Raw genomic sequence first — 2,319 nt, forward strand, 5'->3', positions numbered from 1 at the left:
AGTAGGACGTCGCCAAGCAAAAACCTAAGTCGATTCGACTTAGGTTTTTTGTGTTTATTTTTATTTACCTTTAGTTATCTTACAGAGGGAAAAGAATAAAATAGAGACTGTTTAAAACGAATTTTGGACGATAATGCCGTAAAAGATTATAAAATAATATGTTTACATGTTATCTTAAGGTAAGAATTACCTTTTTGTTAATTAAGTTGTAGAATGACTAAAAACATTTTAGGTTTTATATGAAAACGGTATGTGAAAAATAGCTATTCAGTTGTTTTTACATACCGTTTTTTCATTTCTAAAGGATTTCACATGGAAAAAACTCTATAATTAAGATAGTTAACATATATCTTTTGATGGGTGTGGGGGATTATGAAAGAAATATGCATGTTATTAATGGCTGTTATATTATGGGGGACAGCTATTGCACCAACAAAGTGGGCATTAGAATCTATTCAGCCATTTACTTTGTTATTTATTCGTCTTTTATTCGCTGGTGGAATCTGTTTACTATTCTCATTTAAACAATTAAAAAGATCAGTTGCACATAAACAAGTCCCGTGGAAAAGAATGAGTTTACTATCTTTTACTGGCGTAGCTGGGTACTTTATGTTCACATCCTACGGTATTTCTTTAACAAGTGGATTGCATGTTAGTATTATTGATGCTGCTTTACCGTTAGTTACAATTCTGTTTTCTGCGTTCTTTTTGAAAGAAAAAATTCAGCTTAATTATTGGATCGGTATTGTACTCGGGGCTGCCGGAGTACTTCTTATTACAATTCCATCTAGTAAAGTTGATCAGGAAGTATCTTTAATAGGAGATATCCTTATTTTATTAAGCACTTTCTTATTTGCTTTCTATACAGTATTGCTGAAAAGACCAAACCAAGAACAGTATCTATCAAACAAGGTTTTTACAACATTAACTTTAATTATTGGGGCTGTTATTCTATTACCATTTGCAATGGCAGAAACTTTTTACTATGGTTTCCCAGAAATTGAAACATGGAAGACGGGATTTAGTGTAATGTATCTTGTTATCGGGGCAACAATTTTAGCGTATTGGTTTTGGAATAGAGCATTAGAGACAGTCTCGGCATCAGTAAGTGGATTATATTTAAATGCCTTACCGTTAATAAGTATTGTTGCTTCAATTGTTCTATTAAATGAATCTTTAACGTGGAGAATAGTAATAGGTGGTAGCTTAGTTTTATTTGGAGTGATATGGGCAGATAAGCAAAAAATAAGTAAGCTATTAAAGAGAAATAACTTGAATAGTAAGGACTGCTAAGTAACATATTGTATATAGTTTAAATATAAAAAACACCTTATATATTAGGTGTTTTTTATATTTGGCAAAGATAATGGATTGAAATCAGTATAGGTATTCTCTACTATATTTATACGTATTGAAATCATTTTGAAATATTGTTTGAACGAGTTGTATACATTCGGTATCATAAAAACTTTCGAAAGTAGGGTAGCGAGGAAATAAAGGATCAGTAATATCGGCTTCGCTAAAATTCCCTTTATAAATCATGGCGGGAGTTTGATGATGCCATGATGTTGAGAACTCATTTATTGGTGCAGTTTTTAATTCGAAACGCTTTTCTAATGCCTTCATTTCCTGATAAAAGTTTTCTAAGTATATATAATTGGTTACATATTCTTCTTCACCAGCTATATATTGTTGTGTAAAATGCGGGTTAATATCATTTCCTTGAGCATCATTAATAAATAGATAGTATAGAAATTGTTTAAATGAGAGGCCCTTGGAGGAATTTTCATCTTGATATAGAAACTTTCGGATGGGCTTCCATTCGGGATTCTCTATATAGGGAGGTGCGATTAAGGATACGAAAGAGCTCACTGCTCGTCTATAAGGGTTACGAACAAGTTTAAAAGTTTCTTTTTGTTTTTCTCGTAATGCTATACCTAGTCGTACACTATAGGCAGGTGTACTTTTGTATATATCATATTCATAATTATGAATGAAAGGACTATAACTTAGAGCTGTTTGTAATAAATTAATCTGGTAAAAGAACCACTTGGCAAGAGAAGTACAACCACTTTTTTGGCTCCAAAATAGAATGATAGGAAAATTCTTATGATAATGTGGAGTTCTTGAATGGGCATTGATGATGTGTAATAAGGGAGGATCGAACAATCTCTACACCCCTTTCAAGTATTTTAATTATATGTATGAAAAATAAAGAGAAATATGAGTAACTGTTTCATCTTTTCTAAAAAAGTGAAAGATTAATATTGACTATTACTGAATAGAGGTGTAATATAAGACAAGTCGCCGATGCAATAA

General features: G+C 31.6%; 2 protein-coding genes. One reads left to right on the forward strand and one right to left on the reverse strand.

From position 1 onward, the window contains the following. The first annotated feature begins 360 nt into the window (after positions 1 to 360). Positions 361 to 1,293 carry a DMT family transporter gene (locus tag DN390_RS30255; protein ID WP_179955799.1) on the forward strand — a complete coding sequence of 311 codons (933 nt, stop codon included), beginning with the start codon at positions 361 to 363 and terminating at the stop codon, positions 1,291 to 1,293. Positions 1,294 to 1,377: 84 nt separating this feature from the next. On the opposite strand, the gene DN390_RS30260 is transcribed toward DN390_RS30255, so the two are convergent. Then, positions 1,378 to 2,169, reverse strand: a complete 792-nt coding sequence (locus tag DN390_RS30260) for a sulfotransferase family 2 domain-containing protein (RefSeq protein ID WP_098266058.1) — start codon at positions 2,167 to 2,169, stop codon at positions 1,378 to 1,380. Between the last annotated feature and the right edge of the window lie 150 nt (positions 2,170 to 2,319).

This window comes from Bacillus sp. SH7-1 (assembly GCF_008042405.1).
GTDB classification, from domain to species: domain Bacteria; phylum Bacillota; class Bacilli; order Bacillales; family Bacillaceae_G; genus Bacillus_A; species Bacillus_A thuringiensis_N.